Here is a 15412-nt window from a genome sequence, read left to right as displayed (position 1 = left end):
TTCTGAGCCAGGATCAAACTCTCAAGTTTGTGAAACAATGCCACGCGGTACAGCCCGAAAGCCGCCAACCGCACAACATCGAAACCTTCGGGAGCCGATACCTGCACTTGTCAAACGTAATGGATACGAAGGACACATAAGGCATCGGCTGATTTATACTACGCCATAGAGCCCGAAGCTCCCAAGGCGCAGGCGCCGTCGCCCACATGTCCCTTCATCTAAAACCAACAATGTCAAAGACCATCAAGCCCCAAAAGGACCCGCGCCGAACAGTAAAGCCGGACAACCATCGCTCCCCGCTTTCTTGCGATCGGGGGAAGACCAGCTGTCCGTCCTTATGGGCGACCGCTTCAGAAACCGGTAGAAACCGGCGTGTTCCGCTGCGGTGAAGCGCCCTCTAAGGACCACCCACGATTCGGTCAAACCCTTTTTTAAAAAAGTTGGCGTCGGCTTGAAACGCTGTTTTCCCTGGATAATCTGTCCAGTGCGACGAAAGCCCCGACAAAGGCCTTCGCCGCCGCCAGCTTCGGCTCGCCCACTGCCGGTGCCTCCCGGGACGAACACCCCCAACGCTTTCTTTACCAAGCCGACGGTAACCCGCAGCACACTCCCGCGCCGCCAAACGGCGCGGCAACAACCGAGATCATCCATGCCGACACCGGCGATCAGCGTCGCGATGAGCGTCTACAATGGGGAGCGGTTCCTGGCGCCCGCGATCGAGAGCGTGTTGTCGCAGGACTTCGCCGACTTCGAGTTCCTGATACTGGACGATGGCTCGACCGACGCCTCGCCCGCCATCATCCGCCGCTATGCCGGGCGTGACAGCCGCATCGTCCCGATCTTCCGCCAGAACCGCGGGCTGGTCGCAAGCCTCAACGCGCTGCTGGCCATGGCGCGCGCGCCCGTGATCGCACGCATGGACGCGGACGACATCTCGCGCAGCGACCGCTTCGCGCGCCAGATCGCGTTCCTCAACGAGAACCCGGACTACGGGGTCGTGGGAAGCTGGACCGAGGACATCGACAGGGACGGCGCGCCCTATCCCGTGAGCACCCCGGACCACCCCATCGACCATGCCGCCTTCCTCGAGGCGATCGAGCATTTCGCGCCGCTGATCTGCCATCCGGTCGCGATGTACCGCACCGAGGTGGTGCGCGCGGTGGGCGGCTATCACGCTGCCTTTCGCCACTGCGAGGACTACGACCTGTGGCTGCGCCTGGCGCAGGTGACGCAGATCGGCAACCTGCCCGAACGCCTGATCCGCTACCGCCGGTACGAGAACCAGGTTTCGAGCCGGCATTCCACCGAGCAGCAGGTCGGCGCTGCCATCGCCTATCTGGCCCACCGCGAAAGAGCAGCCGGGCGCACCGATCCCACCGCCAGGCTCGAGCGCCTGCCGCCCGTCGATGAGCTCGACGCCCTCTTCGGCCGGGAGGGCGTGGCACGCTGGGTTCGTGCGCGGGTGGCGCCGTCGCTGGTCTATTCGCGCGCCGGACTGCGCGGTGAAGGCTTCGAGATGCTGTGCCGCTATCTTGGCGAAGGCGGCGACCGCACCGGCATGTGGCGGGTGGTTGCGCGTCTGCTGCGGTTCGGTGCGCCTGTGCGGGCGCTGCGCCTGGCCGCGATCCTGGCGCGCAGCGCGTGACCGCGGCGGGCGACGCGACCGGCACTGCCGCCATCGGCCGGCGCGGCACCGGAAGCGTCAAGTCGGCCGCGCTGTGGGCGGCGTCCAGCCAGTACAGTCTGTTCGCACTCCAGTTCGTCACCTCGGTCATCATCTCGCGCTTCTTCCTGCGCCCGGACGAGATCGGGCTGTTCTCGGTGGCGCTCGCCGCGGCGATGGTGCTCTCGATCATCCAGGACTTCGGCCTGCATCGCTACATCGGGCGCCATCCGACGGCGGACCGCACCGTGGTGCGCTCCTGCACGGCCGTCGCGCTGGTGCTTGCCGCGGTACTGGCAGCGACGGTCTTCGCGCTCGCCCGCCCACTCGCCTGGGCTTACGACGAGCCGCGGATCGAGCCGATCCTGCACCTCCTTGCGGTCTCCTATTGCTTCGTCCCCTGGAGCGTGGTGCCGATCGCGCTCCTCGCGCGCCGGCTCGATTTCCGGCGGACCTTCGCGGTCAATTTCTCCGGAGCAGTGGCCAACAGCGGCGTCGCCCTGACCCTGTCCTGGCTCGGGTACTCCTCCTTCGCGCTGGCCTGGGGCACCGTGGCGCAGGCGGTGGTGCGGGCTCTGGTGGCGCAGATCGCCCAGCCGACACCGCCGGGTCGGGGCATCGACCGGGCAGAGGTCCGCGCGATCCTGCGGTTCAGCGCCGCCGCCACCCCGATCTACCTGAGCGGCGGTATCGGCGTCCGCACGCCGGACATGGTCGTCGGCGGGCTGCAGGGCATGACCGCGGCCGGCCTGTTCAGCCGCGGCGCCGCCCTGGCCGCGCAACTCCACACGCTGGTGGTCGGGGCGGTGAGCGCGATCTACTTCCCGGCCTTCGCCAGGCTGCGCGACCAATGCGAGCCGCTCGGCCCCTCCTACGAGCGCGTGCTCGCGGCGCACGGCGCGATCGTCTGGCCGGCGATGGCGCTGCTCGCCGTGCTGAGCCAACCGGTGATCCTCCTCCTCTACGGGCCGCTATGGGTCGATGCGGCACCCCTCCTCGCCTTCGTGGCGCTGGCCGAATGCTGCTTCGTCGCGCTGCCGCTGCACATGGACTTGCCGATCCTGCTCGGGCGGATGCGCCGGCTGTTCTGGTTCAACATCGTCGACACCGCCATCTCGGTAGCGACTCTCGCCGCCGGGGCCGCGATCGGCCTGGAGGCGGCGGCCGGCTCGCGCATCGTCTACGGGTTGTGCTGGTTCGGTCTCTACGCCGCGTGGCTGCAACGCCTGATCGGCTTCAGCTGGCGTGCCGCGCTGCGCATCTACGCTCGGAGCGGCCTGCTGGCGTTCGCCACTGCCGCGCCGGCCCTGCTGGCCGTGACGCACTGGCGAACCCCCGGCACGCTGGGACTGGCCGAGCTTGCCGCTACCGGAGCCGCCTGCGCGCTGGCTTGGGTGGGCGGGCTGTTCCTCCTGCACCACCCGGCACGAGCAGACATCGCCGACATGGCCGCTCACGTCGCTGGCGCCCTGCCGACGCGAAATACCGGCGGTGAGCCTTGAAACGAAAGTGCTGCAGCGCTCGCCTGGTGCGCAAGATCGTGGTACCATCCTCCTCATAAACGCGCGGAAGACTCGCGCTGGGAGGATGCGATGGCCGGAGTGAGCCTGGCGCTGGCGATGCTGATCGCCGATCCCGTGATCCTCGGGGCCACGCCCGTTCCTCTCAGCGGCGAAGCGGCCGACGCGGTGGTGCTGCAGGGAGAGGCCGACCAGCACGCGCGCATGACGATCGACGTAGCGGTCCATGGTGCCGGGCCCTATCGCTTCCTGATCGACACGGGCTCGCAGCGCACCGTCGTCTCGACCACCCTCGCCGGCGTGCTGGGCCTGGCGCCCGGCCCGCAGGTCCGCGTGATCGGGATGGCGGGCGCCTTCGACGTCGCGACCGCGAAAGTGCGCTCGATCGCCTTCGGCGAGCGCGCCTTCCACGACCTCACCGTGCCCCTGCTGGAGCGCGGCAACATCGGCGCCGACGGGATCCTCGGCACCGACAGTCTGCAGCACCAACGCGTCCTCCTCGACTTCGCGCGGAACACGATCCGCATCGGCGATGCGTCGGATCTGGGCGGTCGCGACGGCTTCGACATCGTCGTGCGTGCCAAGCACCGGTCCGGCCGCCTGATCCTGACCAATGCCGAGGTCGACGGGGTGCGCGCCGACGTCGTCATCGACACCGGCGCCAGCGGCACCGTCGGTAACCGCGCGCTGCAGCGGGCCCTGGCACGCAAGGTGCGGGGGCCCCAGCGCGGCGTGGGCGTGTTGACCAGCGTGACCGGACACGAGCTGCCGATCGACCTGCAGGTCGCGGGAAAGCTGGAGCTGGGCGGCATGGGCGTGACCAATGTCGTCATCGGCTATGCGGATGCGCCGGCGTTCGGGGAGCTCAAGCTGGATCGGCGGCCGGCCTTGTTCCTGGGCATGCGCGAGCTGCGGGCGTTCAAGCGCGTGGCGATCGACTTCTCGACGCGCAAGGTCCTGTTTGACCTCGCCAAGGCGGACTGAGCGCGCACTCCGACGGGCAATGTCCGTCGGTGGCCGGATTGTTTCGCGAACCGCGCGCCCTACATAGGCGGGAATGCCTCCCGAAGACCCCGCCCCCGATTCCCGCGCCCGCCACGATGGCTGGCGCACGCTCCTGCGCTTCCTGCCGTACTTGTGGCCACGCGACGACCACGCACTGCGCTGGCGGATCGTCTGGGCCTGCGTCTTCATCGTGCTCTCCACGGCAACGCAGCTCGTACTGCCCTACCTGATGAAGTGGGCGGTGGACTTGATGGGCACCACCGGTCCCAAGCTCATCCGGCTCACGATGATTATGGTGCTCGGGTACGCCGCGGGCCGCATGGCGCAGACCGGCTTCGACAATCTGCGCAACATCGTGTTCGAGCGGGTGGGACAGGACGCGACGCGGCAACTGGCCGAGAACGTCTTCGGCCAGCTTCACCGGCTGTCCTTGCGCTTCCACCTCGCCCGCCGCACCGGCGAGGTCACCAAGACGATCGAGCGTGGGACCAAGAGCATCGACACGATGCTCTACTTCATGCTGTTCAACATCGCCCCCACCGTGCTGCAGCTCGCAGTTGTGGCGGTGATCTTCTACGTCAACTTCGGCATCGGCCTCGTCCTCGCCACCGGGGTGGCGATCGTCGCCTATATCTGGGTGACGCGCACGATCACCGAGTGGCGGACCAAGCTGCGCGAGCAGATGAATCGGCTCGACGGGCAGGCGCTTGCCCGCGCGGTCGACTCACTGCTGAATTACGAGACGGTGAAGTATTTCTCCGCCGAGAAGCGAGAAGAGGAGCGCTATGCTCAGGCGACGCGCGCCTATGCCGTGGCCGCGGTCAAGAGCGAGAACTCGCTCGGCCTTCTGAACATCGCGCAGGGCGTGGTGGTGAACCTGTTGATGGCCGGTGCTCTGGCCTGGACCGTCTACGGGTGGTGGCGCGGCCAGTACACGGCCGGGCAGCTCGTCTTCGTGCAGACCTACCTCGTCCAGCTGTTCCGCCCGCTCGACATGCTCGGCATGGTCTATCGCACCATCCGGCAGGGCTTGATCGACATGGCCGAGATGTTCCGCCTGCTGGACACCGAAGTCGAGGTCCCGGACGCGCCCGCCGCGCCTGCACTGGTGGTGCGCGAGCCTTCGATCGTGTTCGACGACGTGGTGTTCGGCTACGAACCCGACCGGCGGATCCTCCACGGGCTGTCGTTCGAGGTGCCCGCGGGCCAGGCCTTCGCCATCGTGGGCCCCTCGGGAGCGGGCAAGTCCACCATAGCCCGGCTGTTGTTCCGGTTCTACGATCCGCTTTCGGGCCGCATTCTGATCGACGGGCAGGACATCCGCGAGGTCGCCCAATCCTCGCTGCGAGCCGCGATCGGCATCGTGCCGCAGGACTCGGTGCTGTTCAACGACACCATCGGCTACAACATCGGGTATGGCCGCGACGGCGCCGGCGTTGCGAAGATCGAGGCGGCCGCGCGCGGGGCGGCGCTGACAAGCCTGATCGAACGTCTGCCGCAGGGCTTCGACACCGAGGTCGGCGAGCGCGGACTCAAGCTGTCGGGGGGTGAGAAGCAGCGCGTGGCGATTGCCCGCACGCTGGTCAAGAACCCGCCGATCCTCATTCTCGACGAGGCGACCAGCGCGCTCGACACCCGCACCGAGCAGGAGATCCTGGCGACGCTCCACCGGGTGACCGAGCACCGGACCTCGCTGTCCATCGCGCATCGGCTCTCCACGATCGCCGACGCGGACCGCATTCTCGTTCTCAACGAAGGGCGGCTGGCCGAAAGCGGCACGCATGCGCAGTTGCTGCGGCAGGGCGGCCTTTATGCCGAGATGTGGGCGCGCCAGGCGGCCGAGGCCGACGCGATGAGCGAAGCGGCGGAGTGATCGCGCGCGGCGCGGCTCAGTAGCCGGCTTCGCGGCACAGCGCCTCCAGCTTCAGCACTTGAGGGTGATCCGCCCCGTAATGCCGACGATAGTCCGCGCGATCGTCACAGGCGCGCTTGCGCGCCTGGAGCGTGCCCGCGAGGGGCTTTGCCGGCCTCTGCCGCGCGCGATTGCCGCCGGCCTCGCTGCGCGAGCGATGGAACACGCCTTCGGCCGCCTGGCCGGGCGAGATGATCGGCACGATGTCCTGCGCGGGTGCGGGGACAGCGGGTAGCATGAGGACCAGGGCGGCCGTCGTCTTGCGGACCATGTCGTTCTCCGGGAAGTTCGGGGACGCCATCATCTAGGCACCCCTCATCATCCCTGCTCCCGGGCCACCGCTGCAACCCGCAAGCGCTTGGGCCGTGCTGCAATCGAGGCGAACACCCGAGGGCTTGCGGATTCCACCTGGAAAAGGCTCAAGAGCCGGCTTCGCCTCGGGACGACGATTCGACGCGTGGGCCGCGGCCGCTGCCTTCGTGGGCAGAGCGAGCTGGCTTGCAGCACTGCCGGGCGGTGCGTCCCGGCTCCTTCGGATCACTTCACGACGTCAGCCTGATGCCAGACCACGGCCTGGGCCGCCTTCATGCAGTTTTCGGCAGTGTCCCACGAGAGCGAGGGCGAGCCGTAGAGCCGCCATCCTTGCGCCAAAGCTTCGGACACTCGCTCGCAAAAGGCGCGATCGTCCTTGCCGGTGAGCAGGCGGTACACGGGGCGGTCCTCGGGTGTCTCGAACATGTGGCAGCCTTTCCCAAACCAGGATCAGATGCCTAACCACTCAAGCCCCGCTGGCAAGTCCCGCGATGCGGGGGCCACTTGGACGACGCGCCGCCTTCCGGACGTCATGTCCTGCCGCGACGGTGCAGTCACCGGTGGCATCACCAAAGCGCGAGAGCGTGGCCCCGCTCAGTCGGGGAACCGTTCGAACTGGGGGAGAGACGCGATGTCCTCCATCCAGCCGATGCGTTCGGCGACTTGGATGTGCGCCTGCGGCGGCAAGGCTTGGGGATCATCCAGGGCGGCCACCTGTATGTCCACCAGGCCCGGCAACGCCGCTTCGTTCACGTAGTACAGGCCCGAGCCGCACGTGGCGCAGAAGTGGCGCTGGGCATCACCGTTCGAGCTGTAGACCGCCGGGGTCCCTGCCGTCAGCGCGAAGCCATCGGCGGGGTACGCGGCCCAGGCCATCAACGGCGCGCCCGACGACTTGCGGCAGTCGGCGCAATGGCAGAACGCGACGTGCTGCGGGTCGCCTTCCACGGCGAACCGCACCGCCCCGCAATGGCATCCTCCTTGAAGCGTCATCGCAATCCTCCTTTGCGCACGAAGCTACGTGATCGGCAGGAACATTCAAGGAACAAATGCACTCCGGCCGCTAGAGGATGTACTTAGACAGGTCCGCGTTGCCGGCCAGCCCTTCCAGCTTCGCCCGGACGTAGGCCTGGTCCACTATCACGGTCTCGCCCTTGCGGTCCTCGGCCTCGAAGCTGAGTTCCTCGAGCAGCTTCTCCATCACCGTCTGCAGGCGGCGGGCGCCGATGTTCTCGACGCTTTCGTTCACCTGCGCGGCGATGCGCGCGACCTCCTGGATGGCGCCCGGCGTCACCTCGACGGTGACCTGCTCGGTCTCCAGCAGCGCCTTGTACTGGGCGACCAGGTTGGCGCGCGTCTCCGAGAGGATGCGCACGAAGTCTTCCTCAGTGAGCGCCTTGAGCTCGACGCGGATCGGCAGACGGCCCTGCAGCTCGGGCAGCATGTCGCTGGGCTTGGCGACGTGGAAGGCGCCGCTGGCGATGAACAGCACGTGGTCGGTCTTCATCGGCCCGTACTTGGTGGCGACCGTGGTGCCCTCGATCAGCGGCAGCAGGTCACGCTGCACACCCTCGCGCGAGACCGAGCCGCCGCGCACGTCGGAGACGGCGATCTTGTCGATCTCGTCGAGAAAGACGATGCCGTTGGTCTCCGCATTCGCCAGCGCCACGCGCGCGACGTCGTCCTGGTCGAGGCGCCGCTCGGACTCCTCGTCAACCAGCTTGTCCCAGGCGTCGGGCACCTTCATCTTGCGCCGTTTCATGCGCGGGCCGCCGAGCTTGCCCATGATGTCGCCGAGGTTGATCATGCCGACCGAGCCCCCCATGCCCGGGATCTCCATCGGCGTGGCCGGGCTGTCCTCCACCTCGATCTCCACCTCGGTCTCGTTCATCGCATTCTCGGTGATGCGCTGGTGGAACGCGGCGCGGGTCGCCTCCGCAGCGCCCTCGCCCACCAGGGCATTGAGCAGGCGGTCCATCGCCGCCTTGCTCGCCGCTTCACGCACCGATTCGCGACGACGCTCCTTCTCCAGCCGGATGGCTTCCTCGACGAGGTCGCGCGCGATCTGCTCGACGTCGCGGCCGACGTAGCCGACCTCGGTGAACTTGGTGGCTTCCACCTTCACGAAGGGCGCATCGGCCAGCTTGGCGAGCCGGCGGCTGATCTCCGTCTTGCCGCACCCCGTGGGCCCGATCATGAGGATGTTCTTGGGCGTCACCTCGTCGCGCAGGTCGGCGGCGAGGCGCTGGCGGCGCCAGCGGTTGCGCAGTGCGACGGCGACCGCCTTCTTGGCCTCGGCTTGGCCGATGATGTGCGCGTCGAGCGCGGCGACGATCGCCTTGGGCGTGAGATTGTCGTTCATATCGTTCTCTTTTCCTGAGCCCTCTCCGTCAGGGAAGAGGGGGGCGGCACGGTCCGCCCTGGTCGACGACGGCCGGCCCGCAAGCGATCGGGCCTGCGCCCGCCCCGAAGGGTGATCAGACGGTCTCGACCGTCACGCGGTCATTGGTGAAGACGCAGATGTCGGCGGCGACCTGCATGGCCTTGCGCGCGATGGTCTCGGCATCGGCCTCGTAGGCGTCGAGCGCGCGTGCCGCGGCCAGCGCGTAGTTGCCGCCCGAACCGATCGAGGCGATGCCGCCCTCCGGCTCCAGCACGTCGCCATTGCCGGTCAGCACCAGCAGCGTCTCCGCGTCGGCCACGATCATCAGGGCTTCGAGGTTGCGCAGGTACTTGTCGGTCCGCCAGTCCTTGGCGAGCTCGACCGCGGCGCGCATCAGTTGGCCGCGGTACTGCTCCAGCTTGCGCTCGAGCCGCTCGAAGAGGGTGAAGGCATCGGCGGTGGCGCCAGCGAAGCCGGCGATGACCTTGCCGCCCTCTCCGATGCGCCGGACCTTGCGGGCATTCGGCTTCATCACCGTATTGCCCATGGAGACCTGGCCATCGCCGGCGATGACGGTCTTGCCGCCCTTCTTCACCCCGATGATGGTCGTCCCGTGCCACTGGATGAGGCCGTGGCTCGCCCCGTCGTTGTTCATGGCCGCGGATATATGCCGCGGCGCGCAACGTTCAAGAAGCGGATCAGCTGCCGTTGGGGCCGGGGCCCTGCGGCGCGGTGCCGGCGCCCCCGGTGCCGACCGCGCCGATATTGCCGAACAGATCCTCGAGCAGGCTGCGGTGGCGGCCCAGGGTCGGCGTGGTGTGGCCGTCCGGATCGAGCCGCGCCACCTGCTCCAAGCCGCGCTTGTCCACGCCCACGACGTTGCCGGCGGGATCGAAGCGCACGCGCAGCACGGTCTGCTCTGCGGTGCGAGCACTGCGGAACGGCGGCGTCTTGACGGTCTGCGAGATGTAGTACCAGTCCTTCTGCCCGAACTGGCTCTCGAACGTCGGACGGCCGAGCGTCTTTTCCACCGACAGGCGGTTGTCGATCCCGGGCTGGACCGAGTCGAGCAGCGTCTGGTCGATCAGGTAGCCGCGGTGGTCGCGGATGGAGGTGCAGCCGCCGACCAGCGCGACGAGCGCCAGGGCCATGCCCGCCGTCCTGACCTTGAGACCAACCTTGCGCATTTCAACACTCCGCACTCATGGAGGCGAGGCCGGCCATTGCCAGCAGCCGCCCGACCCATATATCGCCACTGGCCTTAAGGCCCTCATAGCGCCCGCGCAATGGGCGTTGGGGCCGCCCGCTTGAATTGCCCGTGAACGACTCCGAACGAAAGGTCAGCCCGCCCGTGTCCCTGCTCTCCCGCCTGCTTTCCCGGCGACCCGACTCCCGCGATGCGGTCCGGCCCCTGTGGCACCGCATCGTCGAGATCGCGCGGGAGACGCACTGGTATTCAGACTGCGGCGTGGCCGACACCGTCCCCGGGCGGTTCGACGCGGTGACGCTCGTCATGGCCCTGGTGATGTTGCGCATGGAGCGCGACAAGGCGCACGACGATGCGCTCATCACGCCTTCGGTGCGGCTGACCGAACTGTTCGTCGACGACATGGACGGCCAGCTGCGCCAGTCGGGTCTGGGCGATCTGGTCGTCGGCAAGCACATGGGTCGCCTGATGAGCGTGCTGGGCGGCCGGATCGGCGCACTGCGGGAGGGGCTGGCGCAAGATGACGGGGTGCTGGCAGAGGTGCTGGCGCGCAACGTCACGCTGGTGGCGGCTGCGGATCGGGCGCAGCTTGTCGCCGAGGTTCGCCGGCTTCACGCGCAGGTGGACGCCCTCTCCGACGTCGACCTGCTGGCAGGAAGGATCGCGCGATGAGCACGCCCAACCCGGAATTTTCGCGCCCCTTCGACGTACGGCAGGCGCAGGGCAAGCAACCCCGGCTCGAAGCCGATCAGGCCGAGCGCGCCGCGCTTGCGGAGCGCTTCGGACTGGTGCGGATCGACAGCCTGGTGGCCGACGTGGAACTGGCCACGCGCGACCGCGCCGGCGGCTTCGTGGTGGAGGCGAACGGTACGCTGAAGGCGAAGATCGTGCAGCCCTGTGCCGTCTCCGCAGAGGACCTCGACGTGTCCATCGACGAGCCGCTGTTCTTCCGTTTCGTGCCCCGCAGCACCGCGCACGTGCCCGACGAGGAAGTCGAGCTCAGTGCCGAGGATCTCGACGACATCGAGTATGACGGCACGCACTTCGACCTGGGCGAAGCGGTGGCGCAGAGCCTGGCGCTGGCGATCGACCCGTTCCTGACCGGCCCGGAGGCGGAAGCCGCGCGTCAGGCCGCCGGCATCGGCACGCCCGAGGATCAGGGACCGTTCGCGGCACTCAAGGGACTGAAGATGGGCAAGGACTGAAGATGGGCAAGGACTGAAGCTGGGCAAGGAGGGCTGAGCGGCCCTCCCCGCCGGGCCGTTCCTCAGAACGGGATGTCGTCGTCCAGGTCGTCGCCGAAACCGCCGGACGAGCCGCCAGAGCTTCCGCCGCTGCGACCCCAGTCATCCCCGCCGCCCGAACGGCCCCAGTCGTCACCGCCCGAGCGCCCGCCCGAACGCTGGCCACCGCCAGAGGCGCCGCCCTCGTTCCAGCCGCCCGAGCGCTGGCCGCCCCCACCGCCGCTGCCGCCGCCGCTGCCCGGGGCGCCATCCAGCATGGTCAGCACGCCGCCGATGCCGCCGACCGAAACTTCGGTCGTGTAGCGATCGTTGCCGTTCTGGTCCTGCCACTTGCGGGTGCGCAACTGGCCTTCGATGTAGACCTTCGAGCCCTTGCGCAGGAAGCGCTCGGCCACGCCCACCAGGCCGTCGCTCTGGAGCACGACCGAGTGCCATTCGGTGCGCTCCTTGCGCTCGCCGGTGGCGCGGTCCTTCCAGCTTTCGGAGGTGGCGATGCGCAGGTTGGCGATGCGCCCGCCGTTCTGGAACGACTTCACCTCGGGATCGGCGCCGAGGTTGCCGACGATGATGACCTTGTTGACGCTGCCTGCCATGTGGGAATCGCTTTCGAATCTGGAATGACCGCCGGGGTAGCGAAACGCGCCGGGCCTAGCGAGTCACGCCGCCCCTGTTTTCTACAACCCCGCCGCCACCGCGATCCAGTAGGTCGCACCTGCCGCAAGATAGGCCAGCGCGAACAGGTATCCCAGCATGAAGGCGGGCCACTTCCACCCGTTGGTCTCGCGCCGGGTCACCGCGATGGTCGACATGCACTGCGGCGCGAAGACGAACCAGGCGAGGAAGGCCAGCGCCATCGGCAGCGTCCAGCGGGCCTTGAGCTGGTCGCCCAGTTCCGCCGCCTGCTCGTCCTCGCCATCGCCCGCATCGACCGCATAAGTCGTGGCCAGCGACGAGACGGCCACCTCGCGCGCTGCCATGGCGGGGATCAGGGCCAGCGCCATGTCGCGATTGAACCCGATCGGCTTGACCACCACGGCCAGCCCGTCGGCGATTCTGCCGGCGATGGAAACATCGACCTGGCTTTCGCCCGGTGCAGCCTTCGGGAAGTTCAGCAGCAGCCAGAGCACCACCGTGACCATGAAGATGATCGTGCCCGCGCGGCGCAGGAAGATCCATGCCCGCTGCCACAGGCCGATGGCCATGTCCTTGAGACGCGGCATCTGGTACTTGGGCATTTCCATGATGAAGCCCGAGGCGGCGCCCTTGGTCATCGAACGGCGCAGGATCAGCGCCACCAGGATGGCGCCGACGATCCCCGCCAGGAACAGCGCGAACAGCACCAGGCCCTGCAGCCCGATGCCCAGCCCGACGTCGGTGTTCGGGATGAAGGCACCGATGATGACGGTATAGACCGGCAGGCGCGCGGAGCAGGTCATCATCGGCGCGATCAGGATCGTCGTCAGCCGGTCCTTGGGATCGGAGATGGAGCGGGTCGCCATGATCCCGGGAATGGCGCAGGCGAAGCTGGAGAGCAGCGGGATGAAGCTGCGTCCGGACAGCCCCACGAAGGCCATCAGCCGATCCATCAGGAAGGCCGCGCGGGCCATGTAGCCCGAGGCTTCCAGCGCGAGGATGAAGGCGAAGAGGATGACGATCTGCGGCAGGAACACCAGTACCGAGCCGACGCCGGCGATGACGCCCTCGGTGATGAGGTCGCGCAGCATGCTTTCCGGCAGGATCGCCTGCGCGCCGTCGTGCAGCGCGCCGATGGTCGCCTCGATGCCGTCCGCGAAAGGGGTCGCCCACGCGAAGACCGCCTGGAACACGACGAAGAGGATCGCCAGCATGACCGCGAAGCCGGCCCAAGGGTGGAGCAACAGGCGATCGAGACTGGCATGGAGGCGATGCTGCCGGGATTCCGAGAGGATCGCCGCGTGCGCCATGGCATGGGCGGCCACGCGGCGCTCGGTGGGGCCGAGATCGGTGAGGCCGGGCCCGGGGTGGCGCGTGCCCGCCGCGGCGATCGCTTCGCCCAGTTCGGCCAAGCCGCGGCGGCGCACCGCGACGGTCGGGATCACCGGCACGCCGAGTTCCTCGGCCAGCACCGCGGCATCGAGCACGAGCCCGTCGCGCTCGGCAAGGTCGACCATGTTGAGCGCGACCACGCTCGGCTTGCCGAGTGCCAGCACTTCCTGCGCGAAGACGAGGTGCTGTTCCAGGTTCGAGGCGTCGAGCACGATCACCAGCACGTCGGGGATCGCCTCGCCCTCGAAGGCGCCGCGGATGACCTTGGAGGTCACTTCCTCGTCCGGGCTGGTGGGGTCGAGGCCATAGGCGCCGGGAAGGTCGGTCATCTCGACCGGCTCGCCGGTGGGCAGCACGAAGCGGCCGGACTTGCGCTCGACGGTAACGCCCGGGTAGTTCGCGATCTTCTGGCGGGCGCCGGTCAGCGCGTTGAACAATGCGCTCTTGCCGGCATTCGGGTTGCCGACCAGCGCGACCTTGCGTTGCCGGCTCACAGCGCTTCCACTTCCATGGCGGCCGCGTGGGCGCGGCGCACGGCCACAGTCATGCGGCCGATGGTGACGGCGATGGGATCGCGCCACCACAGGATGCCCCTGTGCGCCACCGACACCCGCGCGCCTTCCTCCATGCCCAGCGCCCGCAAGCGGCGCGCCTCTTCCTGGACGAGAGCGGGCCAGTCGATCGCGACGATGCGCGCCGCCTGGCCGATGGGAAGCAAGTCGAGAGTCATGCCGGCCCCGCTGCCAGATAACATCCTTAATTGCAACTGGCTCGCAATAGACGGATAGACGCTTTCCGGCGCCGCGCGCTCACCGCGCCGGATAGCGGATCCGGCCCAGCATCCGCGTGACGCTGAAGCGCTCCTCCGGCCGGCGGACGAACTGCGCCTTGGCCTTCTCGAAGCGGATGATGCCTTCGATGCGACGGTCCAGGAAGGCGCGGGTCTCGGCCTTTCCCTCGCTGGCGTCGCGCGCGAACACGTGCAGCGTGGCCGCATAGATGCTGCCGAGGATCGCCCGCTTGGTGTAGTGGTTGTAGTCGGTCGCGGTGTCTCCCGCGAGCCGCCACATGACATCGGCGCTGTGCCATGCGAGCCGGGCCGAAGCCGCCAGGTTCTGCGGCATCGCCATGATCGAGAGCGCCCGGGTCAGCGCCTCCTCCAGGCCGGCGACGGCCTCGAGCCGTGCCGAAACGAGGCGACGGATGCGCTCGCGGATGGGCATGTTGGACAAGGCGTCCCCACCCACCGCCAGAGTCATGGCGGCATCCACATGCGCGATCCAGGCGGAGATCATCGCCATCGGTCCATCGCGGAAGGCGTAGGCGGCGAGCGCGGGGTCGATACCCTCGGCCAGGGCGGCCTGGCGCACCGCCTCCGGGGTCCAGCCGTCGAACACCGCCGCGCTGGCGACCGCCGGTGCGAGTTGGAGCCGCAGCTCGTCGAGAGAGGAGGCCTCCTGCATCACGCCGGCCCCTTTCAGAACGTGGGTCCGTAGACGGGGCCCGCGGCCTTGCCGGCGTTCTTCTTGGTGTACGTCTCGATGGTGGACAGCAGGTTACCCGGGCCCCCTTCGATCTTCGCATAGTCGCGCGCGCTGCGGCCCGAATTGTCGGCGCGGTCGGGATTGGCGCCGGCTTCCAGCAGGGCCTTCATCATCTGCGCGTCCTTGCGATGGACCGCGAAGATCAGCGGCGTCTCACCCGCGTCGTTCGACGGATCGGGGAACGCCTTCTTGTCCAGCAGCATCGTCGCGCCCTCGCGCCAGCCCAGGTTCACCGCCAGTTCCAGCGGCGTGCGGCCCCGGTCGTCCGCGGCGTTGACGTTGGCGCCCTTGGCGATGAGATAGCTCAGCCAGGTCGGGTCGCGACGGGCGGTCACGATGTGCAGCGCGGTCTCTCCGGTGGTGACGTCCTTGGAATTGATGATCTGCGACGAGTTCATGATCGCCTGCTCGACCTTCTCGCCTTCCTTCTTCTTCACCGCCTCGAGGAACTTGTAGCCTTCAGAGAAGTCCGCGTGGGCCGGCCCCGCCAGGACCATGCTGATGGCAAGCGCCGGTAGCGCCGCCCTCAGGATCGCGCGGGGAGCGTCCAGCAGGCTGCGGGTCGGGATCTTCCACACTTCAACTTCCTCCAGGAAC

17 protein-coding genes are annotated in these 15412 nt (G+C 68.2%); 6 read left to right on the top strand and 11 right to left on the bottom strand.

The annotated features are described in order from the left end of the window. Nucleotides 1–649 precede the first annotated feature (649 nt). The 4 genes from ACFFJC_RS09260 (at nt 650) to ACFFJC_RS09245 (ending at nt 6061) form a co-directional block, all read left to right on the top strand. Nucleotides 650–1645: a glycosyltransferase gene (locus ACFFJC_RS09260; protein WP_379487202.1), complete on the top strand. Its 996-nt coding sequence runs from the start codon at nt 650–652 to the stop codon at nt 1643–1645. Then, nucleotides 1642–3165 (top strand): oligosaccharide flippase family protein, encoded by a 1524-nt coding sequence (locus ACFFJC_RS09255; protein ID WP_379487201.1) that lies wholly within the window; start codon nt 1642–1644, stop codon nt 3163–3165. The genes ACFFJC_RS09260 and ACFFJC_RS09255 overlap by 4 nt, the downstream gene beginning before the upstream one ends. A gap of 90 nt (nt 3166–3255) precedes the next feature. Further along, nucleotides 3256–4167, top strand: coding sequence for an aspartyl protease family protein (locus tag ACFFJC_RS09250; protein WP_379487200.1), 912 nt, complete (start codon nt 3256–3258; stop codon nt 4165–4167). A gap of 73 nt (nt 4168–4240) precedes the next feature. After that, nucleotides 4241–6061 (top strand): ABCB family ABC transporter ATP-binding protein/permease, encoded by a 1821-nt coding sequence (locus ACFFJC_RS09245; protein WP_379487199.1) that lies wholly within the window; start codon nt 4241–4243, stop codon nt 6059–6061. A 16-nt stretch (nt 6062–6077) separates the two neighbouring features. Here ACFFJC_RS09245 and ACFFJC_RS09240 read toward each other — a convergent pair whose 3' ends face one another. From ACFFJC_RS09240 to ACFFJC_RS09215, 6 genes are all read right to left on the bottom strand, one after another. Beyond that, nucleotides 6078–6404, bottom strand: coding sequence for a hypothetical protein (locus ACFFJC_RS09240; RefSeq protein ID WP_379487198.1), 327 nt, complete (start codon nt 6402–6404; stop codon nt 6078–6080). Between the two features lie 233 nt (nt 6405–6637). Continuing rightward, nucleotides 6638–6838, bottom strand: a complete 201-nt coding sequence (locus ACFFJC_RS09235; protein ID WP_379487197.1) for a DUF1737 domain-containing protein — start codon at nt 6836–6838, stop codon at nt 6638–6640. Between the two features lie 168 nt (nt 6839–7006). Further along, nucleotides 7007–7405, bottom strand: coding sequence for a GFA family protein (locus tag ACFFJC_RS09230; RefSeq protein WP_379487196.1), 399 nt, complete (start codon nt 7403–7405; stop codon nt 7007–7009). A 70-nt stretch (nt 7406–7475) separates the two neighbouring features. Continuing rightward, a complete protein-coding gene (gene hslU, locus ACFFJC_RS09225) occupies nt 7476–8774 on the bottom strand; it encodes an ATP-dependent protease ATPase subunit HslU (RefSeq protein WP_379487195.1) in 1299 nt (432 codons plus the stop codon). A 115-nt stretch (nt 8775–8889) separates the two neighbouring features. Further along, the gene (gene hslV / locus ACFFJC_RS09220) at nt 8890–9450 is read right to left on the bottom strand and encodes an ATP-dependent protease subunit HslV (RefSeq protein ID WP_379487194.1); all 561 of its coding nucleotides are present in this window, start codon (nt 9448–9450) and stop codon (nt 8890–8892) included. Nucleotides 9451–9493: 43 nt separating this feature from the next. Beyond that, the gene (locus ACFFJC_RS09215; protein WP_379487193.1) at nt 9494–9982 is read right to left on the bottom strand and encodes an outer membrane protein assembly factor BamE; all 489 of its coding nucleotides are present in this window, start codon (nt 9980–9982) and stop codon (nt 9494–9496) included. 164 nt (nt 9983–10146) lie between these two features. Here ACFFJC_RS09215 and ACFFJC_RS09210 point away from each other — a divergent pair, with 164 nt between their 5' ends. Next, nucleotides 10147–10674, top strand: coding sequence for a ubiquinol-cytochrome C chaperone family protein (locus ACFFJC_RS09210; protein WP_379487219.1), 528 nt, complete (start codon nt 10147–10149; stop codon nt 10672–10674). Then, on the top strand, nt 10671–11207 hold the full coding sequence (locus tag ACFFJC_RS09205; protein WP_379487192.1) for a DUF177 domain-containing protein: 537 nt from the start codon (nt 10671–10673) through the stop codon (nt 11205–11207). Before ACFFJC_RS09210 ends, ACFFJC_RS09205 begins: the two co-directional genes overlap by 4 nt. A 62-nt stretch (nt 11208–11269) precedes the next feature. On the opposite strand, the gene ssb is transcribed toward ACFFJC_RS09205, so the two are convergent. The 5 genes from ssb to ACFFJC_RS09180 all read right to left on the bottom strand — a co-directional run bounded on the left by ssb (nt 11270) and on the right by ACFFJC_RS09180 (nt 15312). Beyond that, nucleotides 11270–11839 (bottom strand): single-stranded DNA-binding protein, encoded by a 570-nt coding sequence (gene ssb / locus ACFFJC_RS09200; protein WP_379487191.1) that lies wholly within the window; start codon nt 11837–11839, stop codon nt 11270–11272. 81 nt (nt 11840–11920) lie between these two features. Then, on the bottom strand, nt 11921–13765 hold the full coding sequence (gene feoB, locus ACFFJC_RS09195; protein ID WP_379487190.1) for a ferrous iron transporter B: 1845 nt from the start codon (nt 13763–13765) through the stop codon (nt 11921–11923). Continuing rightward, nucleotides 13762–14001: a FeoA family protein gene (locus ACFFJC_RS09190; protein WP_379487189.1), complete on the bottom strand. Its 240-nt coding sequence runs from the start codon at nt 13999–14001 to the stop codon at nt 13762–13764. The genes feoB and ACFFJC_RS09190 overlap by 4 nt, the downstream gene beginning before the upstream one ends. A 79-nt stretch (nt 14002–14080) precedes the next feature. After that, a complete protein-coding gene (locus ACFFJC_RS09185) occupies nt 14081–14734 on the bottom strand; it encodes a COQ9 family protein (RefSeq protein WP_379487188.1) in 654 nt (217 codons plus the stop codon). Between the two features lie 14 nt (nt 14735–14748). After that, a complete protein-coding gene (locus ACFFJC_RS09180; protein ID WP_379487218.1) occupies nt 14749–15312 on the bottom strand; it encodes an ankyrin repeat domain-containing protein in 564 nt (187 codons plus the stop codon). Nucleotides 15313–15412 lie beyond the last annotated feature (100 nt).

The organism is Novosphingobium soli (genome assembly GCF_042432915.1).
GTDB classification, from domain to species: domain Bacteria; phylum Pseudomonadota; class Alphaproteobacteria; order Sphingomonadales; family Sphingomonadaceae; genus Novosphingobium; species Novosphingobium soli.
Note: the sequence above shows the minus strand (reverse complement) of the source record. Positions and strands in the feature narration are given on the sequence as shown.